At 47.8% G+C, this 20,625-nt stretch carries 15 protein-coding genes; 5 read left to right on the top strand and 10 right to left on the bottom strand.

From position 1 onward, the window contains the following. Positions 1 to 117 precede the first annotated feature (117 nt). The 7 genes from panC to sfsA all read right to left on the bottom strand — a co-directional run bounded on the left by panC (position 118) and on the right by sfsA (position 6,065). Entirely contained in the window at positions 118 to 999 is an 882-nt protein-coding gene (gene panC / locus AACQ21_RS10630; protein WP_010319549.1) for a pantoate--beta-alanine ligase, read from the bottom strand. An 11-nt stretch (positions 1,000 to 1,010) separates the two neighbouring features. Continuing rightward, positions 1,011 to 1,805 carry a 3-methyl-2-oxobutanoate hydroxymethyltransferase gene (gene panB, locus AACQ21_RS10625; RefSeq protein ID WP_010319550.1) on the bottom strand — a complete coding sequence of 265 codons (795 nt, stop codon included), beginning with the start codon at positions 1,803 to 1,805 and terminating at the stop codon, positions 1,011 to 1,013. Beyond that, entirely contained in the window at positions 1,805 to 2,311 is a 507-nt protein-coding gene (gene folK / locus AACQ21_RS10620; RefSeq protein ID WP_094133041.1) for a 2-amino-4-hydroxy-6-hydroxymethyldihydropteridine diphosphokinase, read from the bottom strand. Before folK ends, panB begins: the two co-directional genes overlap by 1 nt. Then, complete coding sequence (pcnB, locus tag AACQ21_RS10615; RefSeq protein WP_026028232.1) at positions 2,308 to 3,669, bottom strand: polynucleotide adenylyltransferase PcnB; 1,362 nt, start codon at positions 3,667 to 3,669, stop codon at positions 2,308 to 2,310. Before pcnB ends, folK begins: the two co-directional genes overlap by 4 nt. Positions 3,670 to 3,776: 107 nt before the next feature. Continuing rightward, complete coding sequence (gluQRS, locus tag AACQ21_RS10610; protein ID WP_105977503.1) at positions 3,777 to 4,646, bottom strand: tRNA glutamyl-Q(34) synthetase GluQRS; 870 nt, start codon at positions 4,644 to 4,646, stop codon at positions 3,777 to 3,779. Between the two features lie 92 nt (positions 4,647 to 4,738). After that, positions 4,739 to 5,185, bottom strand: coding sequence for an RNA polymerase-binding protein DksA (gene dksA, locus AACQ21_RS10605; protein ID WP_010319554.1), 447 nt, complete (start codon positions 5,183 to 5,185; stop codon positions 4,739 to 4,741). A 139-nt stretch (positions 5,186 to 5,324) separates the two neighbouring features. Then, positions 5,325 to 6,065: a DNA/RNA nuclease SfsA gene (gene sfsA / locus AACQ21_RS10600; protein ID WP_105977502.1), complete on the bottom strand. Its 741-nt coding sequence runs from the start codon at positions 6,063 to 6,065 to the stop codon at positions 5,325 to 5,327. Positions 6,066 to 6,120: 55 nt separating this feature from the next. On the opposite strand from sfsA, the gene hrpB reads away from it, so the two are divergent. From hrpB to acnB, 4 genes are all read left to right on the top strand, one after another. Beyond that, on the top strand, positions 6,121 to 8,589 hold the full coding sequence (gene hrpB / locus AACQ21_RS10595; RefSeq protein ID WP_105977501.1) for an ATP-dependent helicase HrpB: 2,469 nt from the start codon (positions 6,121 to 6,123) through the stop codon (positions 8,587 to 8,589). Then, positions 8,586 to 10,934, top strand: a complete 2,349-nt coding sequence (gene mrcB / locus AACQ21_RS10590; protein ID WP_105977500.1) for a penicillin-binding protein 1B — start codon at positions 8,586 to 8,588, stop codon at positions 10,932 to 10,934. The genes hrpB and mrcB overlap by 4 nt, the downstream gene beginning before the upstream one ends. A gap of 88 nt (positions 10,935 to 11,022) precedes the next feature. Next, a complete protein-coding gene (locus AACQ21_RS10585) occupies positions 11,023 to 13,281 on the top strand; it encodes a patatin-like phospholipase family protein (protein WP_181185597.1) in 2,259 nt (752 codons plus the stop codon). A 246-nt stretch (positions 13,282 to 13,527) separates the two neighbouring features. Further along, positions 13,528 to 16,125, top strand: coding sequence for a bifunctional aconitate hydratase 2/2-methylisocitrate dehydratase (acnB, locus tag AACQ21_RS10580; protein WP_105977498.1), 2,598 nt, complete (start codon positions 13,528 to 13,530; stop codon positions 16,123 to 16,125). A gap of 212 nt (positions 16,126 to 16,337) precedes the next feature. Here the strand turns inward: acnB and AACQ21_RS10575 are convergent, their stop codons facing one another. From AACQ21_RS10575 to AACQ21_RS10565, 3 genes are all read right to left on the bottom strand, one after another. Next, entirely contained in the window at positions 16,338 to 17,477 is a 1,140-nt protein-coding gene (locus AACQ21_RS10575; protein ID WP_105977497.1) for a glycerate kinase, read from the bottom strand. A 19-nt stretch (positions 17,478 to 17,496) separates the two neighbouring features. Further along, entirely contained in the window at positions 17,497 to 18,762 is a 1,266-nt protein-coding gene (locus AACQ21_RS10570) for a GntP family permease (RefSeq protein ID WP_094163604.1), read from the bottom strand. A 133-nt stretch (positions 18,763 to 18,895) separates the two neighbouring features. After that, entirely contained in the window at positions 18,896 to 20,041 is a 1,146-nt protein-coding gene (locus AACQ21_RS10565) for a sugar diacid recognition domain-containing protein (protein WP_105977496.1), read from the bottom strand. Between the two features lie 81 nt (positions 20,042 to 20,122). Here AACQ21_RS10565 and AACQ21_RS10560 point away from each other — a divergent pair, with 81 nt between their 5' ends. Further along, complete coding sequence (locus AACQ21_RS10560) at positions 20,123 to 20,509, top strand: YacL family protein (RefSeq protein ID WP_010317535.1); 387 nt, start codon at positions 20,123 to 20,125, stop codon at positions 20,507 to 20,509. Positions 20,510 to 20,625: the final 116 nt, after the last annotated feature.

The raw sequence follows: 20,625 nt of genomic DNA, 5'->3' as shown, positions 1-20,625 counted from the left end.
TAACCTCAGTTAAATAACGATACAAAAAAGGTCGCTCCTTATGGGCGACCTTTTCAATATACGGTTTTGGAGTGAGAATGAGTCATCACTTCATCACTTCATCACTCGAAATAGCAATTACTCTTCTTCAGGGTCCGCTTTCGTTTCGGCGCTAAATTCCAACACTTGGTTGTCGATTAAGCGTACTTTACCCAGAAATGCAGACACTAAGATCACCGCTTGTGTGGTCTCATTCGAGATCAGTTGCAGCGTTTTGGCATCGCGAATAAACAGCTCATCAGGTTGTAGCCCTGCAGCGCGCAATTGGTCGCTGGCATCTTCAATGATCGAGGCGTAATCGTCGCGGCCACCACGCAGTGCACTGCTTATCCAACGCATGGTGCGAGCAAGGACAGGCGCACGTTGGCGTTCATCTAACGTCAGCAGCCCGTTACGTGAACTCATCGCTAAGCCATCCATTTCACGGACGGTAGGGACGCCGACAATCTCGATATCCATACAAAGATCGCTGACCATTTGACGGATCACCGCTAACTGTTGAAAATCTTTTTCACCAAAACAGGCAACATTCGGCTGCACTATGTTGAACAGCTTAGCGACTATGGTTGCAACGCCACGGAAATGCCCTGGTCTTGATGCGCCTTCGAGCATATGAGAAAGCCCCGGTACTTCAACAAAGGTCTGTTTTTCTAATCCTTGCGGATACATTATTTCTGGGGTTGGGGTAAAGACCAAATCAACCGCTTCCGCGTTGAGTTTGCTTAAGTCTTCATCCAGTGTTCTCGGGTAGTTATTTAAGTCATCCGCGCGGTCAAATTGCATCGGGTTAACAAAAATACTGACCACGACCACATTGCCCTCTTCACGTGCTTTACGCACTAGGGTTAAGTGGCCTTCATGTAAATTGCCCATGGTCGGTACAAAAGCGACTCGGCGGCCTTCACGCTTATACTGTTTGATCTGCTCGCGAAGAGCTGAAATGTCAGCAAAAGTTTGCATGAATATCTCCTTTAGGCGATGGTATGAGCGTCATCAGGGAAAGCGGCACTTTCTACATCTGCGATGTATTTTGCGACGGCTTTACGCATATCCCCTGTTTCAGCAAGAAAGTTTTTCGAGAATTTTGGCATGTAATTCGCCGAAATTCCGAACATATCGTGCATTACTAGAATTTGTCCATCGGTCACGTTACCTGCGCCAATGCCAATCACTGGCACATCAAGCACTTCGGTAATTCGCGCTGCTAGGCTGGCCGGTACACACTCTAATAACACAATTTGTGCGCCCGCTTCTTGGAGCGCCAACGCGTCTTTGACCATTCGGTCTGCTTTTTCTTGGTCGCGGCCTTGTACTTTATAGCCACCAAAAATATTGACCGATTGTGGTGTTAAACCAAGGTGTGCGCAAACCGGAACCGCGCGTTCAGTCAGCATTTTCACCGTTTCTACTAGCCAATCACCACCTTCGATTTTGACCATATTTGCACCCGCTTGCATCAATTTAGCGGCGCTTTCACAGGCTTGTTGTGGTGTGGCATAGCTCATAAAAGGCATATCAGCCATCAATAAACAGTTAGGGCTACCAGCACGCACGCTGCGTGTGTGGTAGGCAATCTCTTCAACGGTGACAGGTAGGGTATCTGTGTGACCTTGTAGCACCATGCCCAGAGAATCGCCCACTAATAATACAGGCATCTCTTGGCTTTCAAAAAGCTGAGCAAAGCTTGCGTCATATGCGGTGACGGTTGCAAATTTACGACCTTGTTGTTTCCATTGGATCAGATCGTTTATGGTGATTTTTTTCATTAAATGTCCTTACGAGGCGCTGGCGAGTGCCAAATACCGAGCCCGTTACGTTCGACGAGCGGTAACAGTTGATTAAGCTCAGTCCCATCAGGGAGTTGTAAACTTGGTGCAATTTCGGCGAGCGGATAGAGCACGAATTCACGTACTTTCATTCCGTAGTGAGGAATGGTCAATCGCTCGGAATCGATCACCTCATTGCCGTAAAGAAGAATATCCAGATCGAGCGTTCTTGGCCCCCAACGTTCTTCTTTGCGAACACGCCCCTGTTCTAACTCGATGCTTTGGGTACAATCGAGCAGTTCAAGTGGCGTTAAATCGGTTTCTATCGCAACCACCGCATTGATGTAATCGGGCTGGTTTTGTGGCCCCATCGGTGTACTACTGTACAAGGATGAGGCGCTTAAAAATCGAGAGTGTGGCAAACATTTCAAGGCTTCAATGGCCTGCTCAGCTTGCGCGATTGGGTCGCCTAAATTACTGCCAACAGCAATATAAACGAGAATCATGATTCTGGGCGGCTCTTTTTATTACGTGGGCTTCTGCGGCGGCGTACATTGGGTTTGTTACTTGCGCCACTTTCCAAATCATTTGCCATCGCTTGGCGCATATCCCGCCCGGCGCTTTCAAAGGTTGTCCACCAGTCAGCCAGCTTTTTCGTCTCTCCGCCTTCGATCTCGCCACGCATTTGTAGAAAATCAAAACCCGCTCGGAATTTGTTGAGCTCCATAAGGCGGAAGGCGCGTTTCCCATTGCGACGTGGTAAGCGCAACTGCAATTGCCAAATTTCGCGAATTGTCGCGGTATGACGACGAGGTATCGCGAGGGTTTTCACCACTTGGTCAAGGATGAGGTTACTCGCTTCCATGACGGCGTCGTAATAGGCGAAATTACGCTGCTGCATTAACGCATCAGCCAGTTTCACTGTCGGGTACCAGAACATGGCAGCAAACATGAAGGCTGGGTTGATGCGTTTACCTTCTTCAATACGCAGGTCGGTTGAATCTAAGACCAGATCCAACATCTGTTCTGTGTGCGAGTCGTAGTCTGGAGTGAACTCTTGAGCTATCACAGGGAACAACTGCTGGAACAGGTTGTACTCACGCATTAAGTGGTAGGTTTCTAAACCGTGGCCGGTTTGCAGCATCTTTAGCGATTCTTCGTACAAACGTGCCGCAGGAATATCTTGCAGTAAAGGAGCAAGATGTTCGATTGGGTCGGCTGTCTCTTCTTCGATATCGAAATCGAGCTTGGCCGCAAAACGAATCGCACGCAACATGCGCACTGGGTCTTCACGGTAGCGCGTTTCAGGATCGCCAATTAAGCGGATGAGCTTATCTTCTAAGTCGTCCATGCCGCCAGCATAATCATGAATGCTGTAATCACCGATGTTGTAATACATGGCGTTAATCGTAAAGTCCCGGCGTTCTGCATCTTCATCAATGGTGCCGTAGACGTTATCACGCAGTAGCATACCCGCTTCAGATTGTGCTGAGACGTTTTGGCTCGGCTCTTGATGGTGTCCACGGAAAGTCGCCACTTCCACCACGTCGCGGCCAAACATGATGTGCGCCAAGCGAAAGCGACGGCCGATCAAGCGGCAATTGCGAAACTGTTGGCGTATTTGCTCTGGTGTTGCATTAGTGGCGATATCAAAATCTTTTGGTGTCTCACCTAATAGTAGGTCGCGTACTCCACCACCGACTAAATAGGCGTCAAAACCTGCGCCATGAAGTCGGTATAGCACCTTGAGCGCATTATCGCTGATTTGCTTGCGCGAAATATTGTGTTCATCACGAGTGATAATATTTAGAGCTAAGTCTTGGTAAACGCGATTTTCGCGTGGTGTATAGTCGTTTTTATTCATGTGCATCTGGCAATAATTGGTTTTTGCCAACCTTGCTTTTGTTATTTAAAGTGCCCGTTCGGGACGATTTTGCGGCTAATCATAGCGTAAGGATAGCCTTTTGAGAATCACGGTGTGATCTCGGTCTCCCGAGGGAGTTGTTCAACGTGCCAATTCTGACTGCCCCAAAAGATAATTTCATTGATGGAAGCGTCGCTAATCTCTTGTTTTATCTCAAACCCTAAAAAGCGCATTGCCTTAAGCAAGGTAGGTTTAGGATTTTGAATATCAATGGCTGTGGCATGATTCTGTTTGGATAATTTATTGCCATTACCATCCATCGCGAGCGGCAGGTGAAGGTAGCTTACCGGAGTTTTATGTAAGCAATGATACAAGCTGATTTGTCGTCCTGTTGGTTCAATTAAATCGGCTCCCCGCACCACTTCCGTCACTCCTTGATCGATATCATCGAGCACTACGGCAAGATTATAAGCAAATAAACCGTCACGTCGCTTAATGATGAAGTCTTCCTGTGCTAATGCTTTAGGAATGTGAATTTCGCCATGTTTTTGGTCGAAAAATGACTCTACCGGTGTATCAACACGCAACCTAACCGCGCGATCTTCGGTTAATGTTGGTTTTTTATAGCGGCATGTACCGGGATAAAAGCCACCCATCTGTTTAATTTGTTTACGCGTGCAATCACAATAATAGGCTTGCCCTGATTCAAGCCAAGCCTCAATTTGCTCTTGGTATAAAGTGTGGCGCTGGCTTTGATAAACCACCTCGTCATCCCAATGCAAACCATAGGCTTCGATGGCTTCAAGTATCAGGGTGGAGGCTCCTGGCATTTCCCTTGGCGGATCTAAATCTTCGATGCGAACCAACCACTTACCTTGCTGTGATTTTGCTTGAAAGTAGCTGCCAAGTGCAGCGATCAAAGAACCAAAATGAAGTGGGCCTGAAGGTGATGGGGCAAATCGGCCAATATAGTGCATTGCGATTCATCCAAGTTACAAGTTATTTGGGTATCGAGTGAAAACAAAAAGGGAGCTTTAGCTCCCTTTTTTAACACAAACAAAAGGTAAGATTAACCTTGCATCTGTTTTTCTTTAAGTTCGGCTAGCGTTTTGCAGTCAATGCAAAGGTCCGCCGTTGGTCGAGCTTCTAAGCGACGAACGCCGATTTCCACGCCACAAGATTCACAAAAACCAAAATCATCTTCTTCAATTTTGCTTAATGTTTTTTCAATTTTCTTGATCAAGCGACGTTCACGGTCACGGTTACGCAATTCCAAGCTGAATTCTTCTTCTTGAGAAGCGCGATCAACGGGATCGGGAAAGTTTGCGGCTTCATCTTGCATATGGTGAACGGTACGTTCAACTTCTTCACGAAGTTGGTTGCGCCAAGCACTTAAAATTTTTGTAAAGTGAGTTATTTGCTCAGGTGACATATATTCTTCACCTGGCTTTTCCTGATACGGCTCAACGCCTGCAATGGCTAGGATGCCTATCGCTTTTTTCTTCAATTCTGGCATGCAGCATCTCCTACTAACACCTAGTCAGCTGCGCGAGCAGCTAATTTTAGGCGGGTATCTATAGCAAAAAGATCTATAGGAGGCAAACACTCAATCGTAAACTTATTGTCAATGTGAAGGCGCCATCAATTTTTTGTCGCTAATGGGCGAATTCTACAGTGTTAACGAGCTTGATTTCATTCCTTGAAAGTACAGCCTTGTAGCACAGTACTTCCACTCCTTCTTTTTGCGCTTGTTTCAATAATAGTGAATAGTTTGCGTCTATATGGAGTGCAGGCGAGACTTTTTCAATCCCTGAATGCAAAACAGCAAACAAAAGTACTGCTCTGCTTCCATTTTTTGCCATTTCCGTTAATTCACGCAAATGCTTTTGTCCACGCGTTGTGACGGTATCGGGGAAATAACCTTGTCCTGAATTGCAGGCGATATCGTCGAGTGGAGAGTAGCGCTCATCCAATAAGGTGACGCTTTTTACTTCTATATAGCACTTAGGTTTGGATGGTGATTTGAGCAAGATATCAATTCGGCTATTTTCTTGGCCGTAGCGCACTTCAGTTTGTAATTGCTCATATCCTTGCAGCTCTTTGATGATGCCGTTTTGAATCGCTTCTACCGCCAGCGTATTCGCCCGAGCCGTGTTGACGCAAATGCAGTGGCCTTGCTGGGTTTCAGTCAGCTCCCAACTGTGTGGGTATTTACGTTTAGGGTTGTCTGAGGTGGAGAACCAGACACGATTACCCGCCTCGGCGCAGCCCGTCATCGCGCCAGTATTGGCGCAGTGAATAGTCTTTTGTTGACCATCGGCAAACTCAATGTCGGCCAAAAAACGCTTGTAGCGTTTGAGTAAGGTCGCGGATCGAAGTGGAGGATTGAACTGCATTTATCTACTGTTTTTATGTACAATGTTGCCGCCATTTAACCATAAGGATTGCACATTGTCACAATTGCCCATTCAAGCTGTGATGCCCGAGCTGCTGGCGGGAGTACAAGCTCACCCACAGATGATTGTCAAAGCCGCTCCCGGTGCGGGTAAGTCGACCCATTTCCCGTTACAGCTATTAAAAGCGCAATTATTCACGGGTAAGATCATCATGCTTGAACCGCGTCGTTTGGCGGCGCGCAGTATTGCTTGCTATTTAGCGCAGCAATTAGGTGAGAGTGTTGGGCAAACCGTCGGCTATCGTATGCGTGGTGAGAGTAAAGTCAGCGCAGCGACGCAGCTTGAAATTGTGACAGAAGGGATCATGACACGTATGATCCAAACCGATCCTGAGTTAAGCGGAATCGATCTCTTGATCTTCGATGAGTATCACGAGCGGAGCATTCACGCGGATACGGCTCTCGCACTCAGTTTGGAAGTGCAATCAGCGCTGCGAGAAGATCTTAAAATCGTCGTAATGTCGGCAACCTTAGATCAACTGGCACTGCAGTCATTATTACCCCAAGCGCTTTATGTGCAATCTGAAGGGCGCGCTTATCCGGTTGAAGTGCGCTATGCACCGCTGCGAGCCAATGATTATCTTGTGCCGACGATGAGCAAACAGATTGAAGGCTTGATGCGAGCTGAAAGTGGCTCTCTGCTGGCTTTTTTACCTGGCGTTTCAGCCATTAAACAGCTTGAACAGCAGCTCGCACACTTAGCCGATGAGTTTGATATTTGTCCTTTATACGGGCAGTTGAGTCTACAAGCGCAGCAAAAAGCGATTGCGCCTGCAGTAGCAGGCAAACGGAAAATTGTGCTAGCGACTAATATTGCCGAAACATCGCTGACCATTGAGGGGATACGCTTAGTGGTGGATGCAGGGCTAGAGCGGATAGCGAAGTTTGATCTTAAAACGGGCATCACTCGTTTAGAGCAAGTGAAAATTGCCCAGTCATCGGCGCAGCAACGCACGGGGCGCGCCGGACGCCTAGAATCTGGCATCTGTTTGCGCCTTTACAGCGAAGCACAATATAAGCAGCAACCCCAAGTGCCGAGCGCGGAAATATTGCACAGTGACTTAGCGCCTTTGGCGATGGAGCTTGCGCAGTGGGGTGTGGTGTCGGTCAACGATTTGCCTTGGCTGGATACACCACCACCAGCAGCGATGCAGCAAGCTTGGAGTCTATTGCATACGCTTGGTTTGATGGACAGCAAACAGCAGCTCAGCGCATTGGGTAAAAAAGCGCAGTCACTCGGTGTGGAACCAAGGCTGGTGAGTATGCTGCTCAAAGCCCATGAAACGAGTGATTCAATGCTAAATACGGCGCTCGCTGTGACCGCTTTATTGGAAGAGCCTGAGCGTAATGTGCTGGATTTACAACATAGCTTAATGCGTTGGCAGCAAGCGACTCACCCTAAAACACAAAACCTACACCAGCGTGCCACGACGCTTGCGCGCGCACTCGGTGGCCAATTTCAGCTAACACAAGTAGATGAATCATTGTTGGCGTTAGTGCTGAGTTTGGCTTTTCCCGATCGCATTGCTCAGCGCCGCAGCGAGTCGCAACGGGGGCAGTTTTTACTGGCGAATGGTCACGGCGCGCAAATGCGTGACGATGAACGCCTCGCCGGCGCGCACTATTTAGTGGTGGTGGATTTAATGCGCAGCGGCTCACAAGCGAGCCAAATCTTTGTTGCGACAGAGTTGGATATGGATGCACTGCAAGCCCATTTCCCAGAGCTATTTAGTACACAAGAACGAGTCGACTGGGATGAGAAAGCGGGGAAACTGTGCGCGGAAAGGCTAACCCTGTGCGGTAAATTGGTTATTGAGCGTGAAGCGCTGCCAGAGCCTGCTCATGAAAAAATGACGCAAGCCTTGCTCAATTATGTCCGTCGCAAGGGGCTATCGGTATTACAGTGGAGCGAAGCGGCGAGCGCTTTATTAACGCGCATACGTTGCGCTGCGCAATGGCTACCGGAAGCGGCGTGGCCTGCTGTCGAGGAACAAGCGCTGCTCGATGATCTTGAAATTTGGTTAGCCCCCTATTTAGTCGGAGTAAAATCGGTCAAAGCGTTAGCGAAAGTACCGCTTTTTGATGCGCTCAATGCCTATTTAGGTTGGCCATTAAACCAAGAGATTGATCGCTGGCTTCCAACTCACCACCCGCTACCCACAGGCAATCGAGCCGCCATTCGTTATCAACTGGGCGCGGAGCCGATGCTGTCGGTCCGTATGCAGGAGATGTTTGGCGAGCAAGATTCCCCTACCATCGCTCAAGGGCGCAAAAAAGTGGTGATGGAACTGCTCTCACCTGCGCAGCGGCCTTTGCAAGTAACTCAAGATCTCGCCGGTTTCTGGCAGGGCGCTTATAAAGAAGTACAAAAAGAGATGAAAGGGCGTTACCCAAAACACGTTTGGCCTGATGATCCTGCCAACCACATAGCGACGACGAAAACTAAGCGGCAATTAGCACAATGACAACCCAGAAAAAGCCTACGGGCACTCAAAAAAATAGCGTAAAAAAACCTTCACGTCGCCCGGCCAAGAAGCCTTCAGCGCCACGCAAAGCATGGTGGAAAATTGTGTGGGGTATTGGCTGGAAACTGAGTCTTGCACTGGCCGCGGTGCTGTTGTTTGTTGGTATTTACTTAAATAGCGTGGTCAAACAACGCTTCGAAGGTCAGCTTTTTGATTTACCGACCGTCGTGTATGCGCGCATTTTGAATTTAGCTCCCGGTGATGACATCCCGCTGCAAGAGCTGCGCAATGAGCTTGATGTACTCAACTATCGCAAAGTGAACCAGCCACGCTATGCTGGCGAGTACTCTTCATCATCAAGCAAAATTGAGATCATCCGCCGCCCTTTTGAGTTTGCCGATGGCCCTGAGCCTGACCGCCATGTGATGCTCCATTTTAATGATAGCGGTTTAGTTCGTATCCAATCTCTTGAGCAAAAAGGGGATTTAGGTTACTTGCGTATTGAGCCCAAAATGCTCGGCATGCTTGAAAAAGGCAACGATGAGCAGCGGCTATTTTTACGTCGTGATCAGTTTCCTGAAGTGATGGTGGATGCGTTGCTTGCGACCGAGGATCGCTATTTTTATCAACATGATGGCATCTCTCCATTTGCGATTGCCCGTGCTTTAGTAGCTAACATTAAGGCTGGGCGCACCGTGCAAGGCGGCAGCACGTTAACTCAACAGCTGGCAAAAAATATTTTCTTATCCAGCGATCGAACCTTATGGCGTAAAGTGCGTGAAGCTTATATGGCGCTCATTATTGACTATCGCTACAGTAAAGATCGCATTTTAGAAGCCTATCTAAATGAGGTTTATTTGGGGCAAAGTGGCGGTGAGGCGATTCACGGTTTCGGCCTCGCCTCACGGCTTTATTTCGGTCAACCATTACAAGAATTGCGCATTGATCAATTAGCGTTGTTGGTGGGCATGGTTAAAGGGCCTTCTTATTATAACCCTGCGCGTTACCCTGAACGTGCTAAAGAGCGTCGCGACTTGGTTTTAAAGCTGATGATGCAGCAAGATATTTTGACGGCTAAACAGTTTGAACAAGCGGCCAGTCGACCGTTAGATGTGCAAAAGCATCCTCACATTGCCAGCCGGCAACCAGCGTATTTTCAGCAGTTAAAAATTGAACTGAAAGAGAAAGTGGGCGACGCCTTCAAAGCGGATACTGGCTTGCGCGTTTTTACCTCGCTCGATCCTGTTTCGCAAGCCAAATTGGAGCTGGCGATTGATCGACAAATTCCAGTGCTTTCCAAAACGGCGGGGAAAAACTTAGAAGCCGCAGCGATCGCTGTTGATCGAACCAGTGGTGAGATCCGTGCCATGGTTGGCGGTAAACAGACCGGTTATGACGGCTTTAACCGCGCTTTAAATGCAAGCCGTCCTATCGGCTCGTTAGTCAAACCAGCGGTCTATCTCACCGCACTCGCACAGCCAGATAAATACAACTTAGCCACCACGCTTATCGATAAACCCATCACACTCAAAGGGAACAAAGGCGAAGTGTGGTCACCGCGCAACTTTGATCGTCAGTTCCGTGGTGAAGTGCCGCTGTATCTCGCGTTAGCTAAATCACTTAATGTGCCTACGGTACAATTGGGCATGCAGCTTGGGATTGAACAAGTTTCTGACACTTTGGTGCGGCTCGGTGTCAACAAAGAGGAGATCCGTCCTGTACCGTCGATGTTTCTTGGCGCGTTCTCTCTGACGCCTTATCAAGTGGCGCAGATGTACCAAACCTTAACCAACTCGGGTAAAAAAGCGCCCTTATCGGCGCTGCGCTCGGTATTGGATTTAGAGGGCAATGTGCTCTATCAATCAATTCCCAAAGTATCCCAAGCCGTTGAGCAGCAAGCGGCGTGGCTTACAACTTATGCGATGAAGCGAGGAGTACTTGAAGGGACCGGGCGCTATCTCAATAATCAGTTCGCTTGGGCGGCATTGGCGGGGAAAACTGGTACCACTAACGATAGCCGCGACAGTTGGTTTGTCGGGGTGGATGGTCGTGAAGTCACCACGGTTTGGCTTGGCCGCGATGATAATCAGCCGATCAAACTTACGGGTTCGAGTGGTGCATTACGGGTGTACGCGGAATATTTACAACATCGGATCCCAGAAAAATTACTTCTTCCTTGGCCGCAAGGCATTACCACGATTGGCTTTAAAACCAGTGCCGAGGGTGAATTAGTCCAAGATTGTCACAACGAATTTAAACTGCCCATGTGGGATAAAAACGGCGCATTGAAACAGAGCTGTGATAAACAACCAGGACAATGGTTAAAAAATCTCTTTCAGTGGTAGCTGGGGGAGTTTATATTGAATTGATTTCAAAGGGATTTAAGGAAGAGTCGTGAAACAGTTTTTAAGTAACTTATTGTTCTTGGTATTCATGTTTCCTGCGACTTTCGCGGTGGCTGATGAGCCACAAGCTGAAAAACCTATGCTGGACAGTGCTGCGCGTCCCAAAGTTGCCGTCGTTCTTGCGGGAGGAGGGGCAAAAGGTGCAGCGCACATTGGCGTTCTCAAAGCGCTGGAAGAGATGCGCATCCCCGTTGATTTCATTACTGGTACCAGCATGGGCGCTTATGTGGGCGGCCTCTATGCCAGTGGTATGAGCGCCGATGAAATTGAAAGTTTAATTTACAGCGTGGATTGGAATGAAGGTTATCGTGACCGGGTCAACCGTAGCCAACGTCGTGTTCGGGATAAAGAGTACGAAGACCGCTATCAACTGACCACCGACCTTGGACTGCGTTGGGGGGAGATCCGCGCACCACGCGGTGTGGTGCAAGGGCAGAATATGTTGCGTATTTTGCGAGAAACGTCGGGCAATCTCTCTGAATTTCACTCCTTTGACCAACTGCCTATCCCTTATCGCGCGGTAGCCACTGATATCATTGCTCTTGAGGAAGTAGTGTTGGATCGTGGCTATTTAGTGGATGCGATGATGGCGAGTATGTCAGTACCCGGAGCACTGCCACCTTACGAAGTTAATGGTCGTTGGTTAGTCGATGGCGGTGTGACCAATAACATGCCTGTTGATGTTGCACGTGCCTTAGGGGCTGATATTGTTATCGCGATAGATATCAGTACCGATTACAAAAACCAAGAAGCTTTCACCACCTTTTTGACGGTAGCCGATCAGCTTTCCAACTATCTCGTACAAAGAAGCACTCAAAAACAAGCACGTTTATTGAATGAGCAAGATGTCTTTTTACGCCCTGATGTCGGCAGTATGGAAACCACTGAATTTGATAAAATGCCTACCGCTTATGAAAAAGGGTATGAGATTGCAATGGCGAACCAATCGGTATTGACTTCGTTGTCATTATCGAGTGCTAGTTATCAACGCTATGTGGAAGCAAAACAAGCTCGCCGCAGGGCTTTAATTTATGGCGATGATGTGCAGGTTGATGAAATCGTACTCAACAACCGCAGTCATTACAGCGATCAATTGTTAAAAAACCGTTTACATTTAAAGACAGGACAACCGCTATCAACCGAGCAGATTGAAGCGACGGTCGAAAATCTCTATGCATTGGATCGCTTTGAGTTAGTGACCTATGAATACCGAGAATTTGAAGGAAAGAACCAACTGGTCATCGATGTAAAAGAGAAATCTTGGGGGCCAAATTACCTCAATTTTCGCTTTTTCTTAGAAGATGATTTTCATACGGATAGTCAGTATGCGCTGGGTATCTCTTCCAATTTCACTAACTTAAATTCGTTTGGTTCTGAATTACGTTTCAATTTAGAAATGGGCACCGATAAGATCATCGAAGCGGAGCTTTTTTCTCCTCTGTTCTCAGGGCAAAAAGCGTTTACCTCAGCTTTGATTTCGTTTAGCAATGATAAACGTAATAAGCCAATGCAAGGGTTTGATGACACCAGTCTAGAAGCCAGTAAAGACTATTTACCGATCAGCTATTTAGAATGGATTGGAGAATTGTCGCTTGGTTATCAAGATAAATTATGGCGAGAGTTTAAGGTAGGGATCCGCTATACCGACGGGGAGGCTGAAGTCTCAAATTGGCCATCCATGGGAAATATGGATTACACCCGTGCTGGTGTGTTTGCTAACTACCGCATTGATACCTTAGATGACTTCAGCTTGCCTACCCGCGGTGTTTATCTTGATCTTGAGTATCTTGCATCGCACGATAAAGTTTCTGGTGTCTCTTCCGATCTTGAATCAAACGATACCGTGTATGAATTTTCCGGTGAACTGATCGCCGCTTACAGCTTTGGTCGCCATACTTTGGTCGGTAATCTTGATTACGGTGTGGTGCAAAGTAAAAATTCCAGTGAACCGATAAACCCTAAATCGATTGGTGGTTTCTTAAATTTATCGGGTATCCCTCGTAACAGCTTAATTGGCCAGAACAAAGCGTTCACTAGTTTAGTGTATCGTTATCGCTGGTTTGATAATGACTTTGGCCTGTTCAGTTCCCCATTTTATGTCGGTGCATCATTAGAATACGGCGGTGTATGGTCTGATCCTGATCTAAGCTTTGATACCGCCCCATTATACGGTGCGGGATCGGTGTTTGCCGGGGTTGATTCGCCGATTGGACCGATTATGTTTGCTTATGGTCGAACCGAAGATAATTTTGATTCGATATACTTGAGTATTGGCACTACCTTTTAGCGAGAATTGAGCTGAAAAGTGGGCGGTAAGTGACTCAAAAATCATAGAACTTTAGTCTTAAGTTGCTATGTTGGTCAAAATGATAAGATTTTAATTTAAAGTTAAATTTGCTATTCTTCGTCCCACAGTTTGGCCTCTCTGCCGCTGATTACATAAAAATATCTGGCAATGGAGAGCCAAGTTTCCAAGGATGTTTGCCCATCATGTCAATAATAATGGGGTAAACCGCAATGAGAGGAAAAAGTCGTGCTTGAAGCCTACCGTAAACACGTCGCAGAGCGTGCTGCCGAAGGAGTTGTTCCTAGACCCCTAAATGCTGAACAAGTCGCAGGACTTGTTGAACTGTTGAAAAATCCCCCTCAAGGTGAAGAAGCGTTCATGCTTAATCTCCTTGAAAATCGAATTCCCCCCGGTGTGGATGAGGCCGCTTATGTTAAAGCGGGCTTTTTAACCGCCATCACTAAAGGTGAGGTCTCTTCACCGTTAGTGAGCCGCGCAAAAGCTGCGCAACTACTCGGAACTATGCAAGGTGGTTATAACATCGAGCCGCTAGTTTCATTGCTTGATGATGCTGAGCTGGCACCTATTGCGGCTGATGCACTATCGCGTACTCTACTGATGTTTGATGCGTTCTATGACGTTGAAGAGAAAGCAAAAGCGGGTAATGCACATGCACAAAAAGTGCTGCAATCATGGGCAGACGCAGAATGGTTCCTTTCAAAACCGGCGCTTCAAGAGAAGATCACGCTAACCGTATTTAAAGTTACTGGCGAAACCAATACTGATGATTTGTCACCAGCGCCAGATGCATGGTCACGCCCAGATATTCCAGTGCATGCACTGGCTATGTTGAAAAATGAACGTGAAGGCATTCAACCCGATAAAGCAGGCAGCATTGGCCCTATCACTCAAATCGAAGCGCTAAAAGAGAAAGGCCATCAGCTAGTCTACGTGGGTGATGTGGTCGGTACAGGCTCGTCTCGTAAATCCGCGACTAACTCTGTTTTGTGGTTTATGGGTGACGACATCCCATTTGTGCCTAATAAACGCGCAGGTGGTTACGTGCTCGGCGGTAAAATTGCACCTATCTTCTTCAACACCATGGAAGATGCTGGCGCGTTGCCGATTGAAGTTGACGTTACCAAGCTCAACATGGGTGATGTGATTGATGTTTACCCGTTTGAAGGCAAAGTGTGTAACCATGACACTGGCGAAGTACTTGCTACGTTCAAGCTTAAAACCGATGTATTGATTGATGAAGTGCGCGCTGGCGGCCGTATTCCACTGATCGTTGGTCGTGGTTTAACGGATAAAGCACGCGAAGCACTAGGCTTAGAAGCGTCAACAGTATTTCGTCGCCCAGTTGCAGTGGCTGATACAGGCAAAGGTTATACACTGGCTCAGAAAATGGTCGGTAAAGCATGCGGCGTGACGGGTGTTCGTCCGGGGACTTACTGCGAACCTAAAATGACCACGGTTGGATCGCAAGATACCACGGGCCCGATGACACGTGATGAATTGAAAGATTTGGCGTGTCTTGGTTTCTCTGCTGACTTAGTCATGCAATCTTTCTGTCATACCTCGGCTTATCCAAAGCCTGTTGATGTGAATACCCACCATACCTTGCCTGATTTCATCATGAACCGTGGCGGTGTTTCACTGCGTCCGGGTGATGGCGTTATTCACTCATGGCTAAACCGCATGTTGTTACCTGATACCGTCGGTACTGGTGGTGACTCGCATACACGCTTCCCGCTTGGCATTTCATTCCCAGCCGGTTCTGGCTTGGTTGCTTTTGCGGCCGCAACGGGTGTGATGCCACTGGATATGCCAGAATCTGTCTTGGTGCGTTTCAAAGGTGAAATGCAGCCGGGCATCACGTTGCGCGATCTAGTGCACGCGATTCCTTATTACGGGATTAAGCAAGGCCTGCTCACGGTGGCGAAAGCGGGGAAAATTAACGAATTCTCTGGCCGTGTGCTAGAAATCGAAGGGGTTGAGCACTTAACGGTTGAGCAAGCGTTTGAACTTTCTGATGCCTCGGCAGAACGCAGTGCGGCGGGTTGTACGGTTAAATTGTCACAAGCCTCAATTGAAGAGTACCTCAACTCTAACATCACTATGTTGAAGTGGATGATCGCCGAAGGTTATGGTGACCGCCGTACTATTGAGCGTCGTATTACGGCGATGGAAGCGTGGCTAGCCAATCCTGAGTTGATGCAAGCGGATAGTGATGCAGAATACGCACATGTGATTGAGATTGATCTTGCTGAGATTAAAGAGCCGATTCTATGTGCGCCAAATGACCCAGACGATGCGCGCTTACTTTCTGATGTACAAGGTACGCCTATTGATGAAGTCTTCATAGGTTCTTGTATGACCAACATTGGTCACTTCCGTGCGGCAGGTAAATTGCTTGAGAAGTTCAATGGTCAGTTAGACACACGTTTGTGGGTTGCGCCACCGACTAAGATGGACAAAGATCAGCTTATCGAAGAGGGCTATTACGGCATCTTTGGTCGCGCTGGGGTACGCATTGAAACTCCAGGATGTTCGTTATGCATGGGTAACCAAGCGCGTGTTGCCGATAAAGCGACCGTTATGTCGACTTCGACTCGTAACTTCCCGAACCGTTTAGGGACTGGCGCGAATGTTTACCTTGCTTCGGCAGAGCTGTCGGCCGTGGGTGCCATTTTAGGCCGCATTCCGACACTGGAAGAGTACCTAGAGTACGCGAAGCAGATCAACGCAACTGCAGCTGACACCTATCGTTACCTCAACTTCCATCGTATGGCGCAATACACTAAAAAAGCAGACAGTGTGATTGTCCAGCAAGCGGTGTAAGAGCTATCCAAGCTAACCTCCTAATAAAAAAGCCACCGATTCGGTGGCTTTTTACCATTCTAGCTTCTCACTCAATGCTGAAATAGCATTAGATTAAGTTCGATTGGTGGCTGCAATGCTCCGCCAACAATGACTTGCCCCATAATTCATAACGTTGTTCTTTCAATGGAGTTAAAATGAGTGTGAACGTCATATGGTATTCAGCGAAATAGTTATTGCCTGTAAGACAAGCTAAAAACACACGCGACATTACGCGCGGTCATTTCTACATTTTGCGCCGCTTCGGCAAGGGCTGTAGGCAAGTCGACCGAGCGTGGAACGACACTGAATACCGCATCGATGCCATGTGGGTGAACAACGGCGCAGTCTGCTGACAAGCAGCCTGCAATGCCGATCACTGGCACGGAAAAACGTTTGGCAGTGCGCGCAACACCGATTGGCGTTTTACCGTGAATGGTTTGGCTATCAATGCGTCCTTCCCCAGTGATGACTAAATCGGCATCCTTTACTACATCGCTAAGGTTCACTGCATCCATCACAATTTCAATGCCAGGACGAAGGCTCGCTCCTAGTAGACCAACCAGCGCCGCACCTAAACCGCCTGCCGCGCCAGCACCCGGCATCTCTTTAACATCACGACCTAATTGCGTTTTGATGATGTTTGCATAATGCGCAAGGTTGGCATCAAGTTGCGCGACCATCTCGGGTGTCGCTCCTTTTTGTGGGCCAAAGACGTGCGAAGCGCCTTGTACGCCGCACAGTGGATTATCGACATCGCAGGCGACCTCCAGTTTGATGCGGGCTAAACGTGGGTCCAGTAGTGTGAGATCAATCGAGGCCAGTTTCGACAATTCACCGCCCCCAAAGCCTAATGGATTGCCATCTGAATCAAGCAGTTGAATGCCGAGGGCTTGCGCCATGCCGAGGCCACCATCGTTGGTTGCACTGCCACCAATGCCGATGATGATGTGTTCAACACCTTGATCGAGCACGGTTTTAATCAGCTCACCAGTACCGTAGCTGGTGGTGTTCATTGGGTTGCGTTGCTCTGGCGGCACCAGGTGTAAGCCAGATGCGGCCGCCATCTCAATGATCGCTGTTTTACCATCACCCATTAAGCCATAAAAAGCCTCGACTTGCTCACCTAGCGGCGCCGTCACCGTTGTGGTAACAATCGATCCATTAGTGGCATCAACCAGTGATTGGACCGTCCCTTCGCCGCCATCGGCCATCGGTAACTTAATGTAGTGCGCATCGGGCAACACTTGTTTGAATCCATTCTCTATCGCGGTGGCGACTTCCATTGCCGTTAGGCTCTCTTTATAAGAATCTGGAGCAATAACAATTTTCATTTTTAACACCTTAACTGCGTTAAACAAACAGACCAAATACGCCAAAAATCATCACAGAAATGAAGGCAATCACTAAACCTACTGCCGATTCATAAGGAATTAAGGTGAGACGCTCACGAATGTCCATATGTACCGCTCCGCCCGTGGCATGGAAGAAACTACCGTGTGGCATATGATCAAGTACGGTCGCACCTGAATGGATCATGGCAGCTCCTGCCAGCGCAGGTACGCCTAGCTCGAGTATAGTGGAGCTAAAGACGCTGGAGGCAACGGCTGTACCTGCGGTGGTGGAAGCGGTCGCCAGTGACATCATTGCACCTGAGATCGGTGCAAGCAGGTAAGAAGGCAAGCCAGAAGCGGTCAGTACTTCGATTAAACCGCCTTTAAGACCTGAATTGGCGATGATGCCGGCTAAAGTACCAGTACCAAGCAGCATAACCGCAACTGGAGCCATGCGTGTTAAACCTGAAACCGCGAAGTGGTTAGTGTCTGCAAATCGTCCCATCACGACCGCACCGACTAATCCGCCTAATGGTAGTGCAATTAAAGGATCCACATTGATGCCAGCGATAGGGCGTAGTGCGAGTAACACAATCGCCACTAATGGTGCGATGATCGCTGAGCTAAAGCGGGGGAGCCTAGAATGATCCACCGCAACGACTTCATTGGCGGAGACTTTACTTCCTTTATTAACTAAACGTTTGGCAATCAAGTAAGCCACAATAAGCCCGCAGATCCCAGGAATAATACCCGCCGCCATGACAGAAGTAAGTGGCACGTTAAACGCGTCGGCTGCGGCAATCGCATTAGGGTTAGGTGACATTACGTTACCCGCTTTACCGCCGCCAATCATCGCTAGCAGAATGGCCGCCTTGGAGAGATCGGCACGGCGAGCGATCGCCAGAGCGATAGGAGATACGGTGATTACTGCCACGTCGACAAACACGCCGACCGCAGTCAAAATTAAGGTTGCTAAGGCCAAGGCAAATAAAGCGCGAGTTTCTCCAACCTTTTTCACTATGGTTTCTGCAATGGAAGTGGCAGCGCCTGATTCAATCAATACACCAGCCAAAATACCTGCTGCAAGAATGCGTAGCACTGCGGTTACAATGCCTTGTGCGCCACCAATCATCAGAGCAACGGTGTCGGTCAGCGATACACCGCCGATCACGCCACCGACCAACGCGCCGATGATCATGCCATAGGCGGGTGGTACTTTTTTTAGAATGAGCGTGATAGCCACGACTAATGCGGCCAGAGCTCCGAGAGTTGAAACTTCAATCATCTTCTATATCCATATTTTTTATCAGTGATTGGCTGCAATATAGGGAGCAAAAATAAAAGAGTCTTCAGTCTATTGCACAGATTACTGGCTTTGACGCGACTTATTAATTGTGCAAATGCACAATTTTATGTTTTTATTTGAAGCAAGATAAAGCCAAATAAAGGTGAGTAATGTCATTTAACTGATTGAATTTTAAAGCGGTTACTTGCTCAATTTTTTCAAGCCTATAGCGCAAGGTATTACGGTGAATATGCAGTGTTTGGCAAGTTTGATGAACATCGCAGTTTTGCTCAAAATAATGGCGGAGGGTTTTAATTAATATTCCCTTAGTATCATACCGTTCCAGCAGGGTATAGGGGTGGCGTAACTGCTCGCGGCTCCATGGCTCATGCTGTACGCTATTGAGCAGTACAGGTAACTTATCATCTTGATAAAAGAAGACGTCCCCCTGTTTATGACGGGAGGCTTGCATCGTCAACTTGGCGGTTTGATAAGATTGAGCCAGCCCAGAGAGCGTTGGAAAATAATCACCTAGTGCAATTTTGATGGTGAATTTGCCCTCTTTTTTCACTCGCTTCAACAGTTGATTGACTCGTTTCGTTTCGGCCTCTTGTGACCAACCTTTTTCGGTGAGTGAGATGGGTTTTAAAACCACCACTTCGTTGTGATAAACTGAAATGATCCCCACCAAATTGTCCCGTTCAGGGTATTCCAGCAGATGCACTAACTGCTGTAAGTGTTCTAGCGATAAGGCGGTGTCGTTATCTGGGATCAATTTGACCACGGCAGCGATACGCGGCTGGGAAAGGTCGAGCCCTAACCGCTCGGCGATTGAATTGAGCTGTGTTTCGTTGAGAGTGGCACCTTGAATTAGTTGTAATAGCAGCTCTTCACGGTGGCGCTTATTCCACTGTACTTGTGCCATCAGTGCGGCTTGTTCAACGATAAGCTCCGCCGTCATTTTGACCAGCTCGCCATAACGGTGAACCTCCGTTGGGTTACCGGAAATTCCAACCACGCCGATCACTCGTTGTTGATAAATGATGGGGAAATTGATGCCGGGTTTAACGCCTTTTAGGTAACTGGCGGTGGCATGATCAATTTCAACCACTCGATTTTCATTGATGGCTAAAATCGCCCCTTCGTGTTTCTGGTGCAAACGAGTGGGATCACCTGAGCCAATAATGCGTCCCTTTTCATCCATTACGTTGACTGAATAAGTGATGATCTTCATCGCTCTTTCTACAATCTGGCGTGCGGTGGTTTCTGTGATCTGCATAATCTCAAGTGGTTTCGTTAGCCATAATCACCGATAATAACAAAGTTATCCGTATCCCCAAGCACCAATATCGAGAACCCGATGGACTACGAATTTAAAAAAAATACCCTAGATGGGAGCTATTACTGCTCTTTTTCGATGGGGCACGAAATTATTGGCCGTTGGCTACAAGAGGAGATTAGCAACGATCTTCCCAAAATAGATCAAGTTATTGCGCTAATGGCAGCATCGAAACGTGCATTTAATCAAGAGCAGACGCTTGAGGGGCAGGAGATCAGCGTGATGATTCTTGCCGATGAGGTCACGGTTCAGGCCAATGTTTTGACGCATGGTGAAGCGCTTGATAGTGACAGTGAGTTTGATTTTTACGATTGTGAAAGCACCGCAAGCTGCGGCATTGACGATTTTGCTTTGATGATCAAGCAGTGGTGCGAATTTGTACGTTACTCACCTGCGGACTTCACTTAGCGCTGCACAAAACTGGTGAAGATTAAACACTTCGCTTTATTTGTGGGAAAGGGTTGCACCTCATTTGTGCAACCCTTTTCTTTTTGGCATAAGAAATGGTTACAAATCTTTTAAAA

Source organism: Vibrio sp. V01_P9A10T6, from assembly GCF_963877065.1.
GTDB classification, from domain to species: Bacteria; Pseudomonadota; Gammaproteobacteria; order Enterobacterales; family Vibrionaceae; genus Vibrio; species Vibrio anguillarum.
Note: the sequence above shows the minus strand (reverse complement) of the source record. Positions and strands in the feature narration are given on the sequence as shown.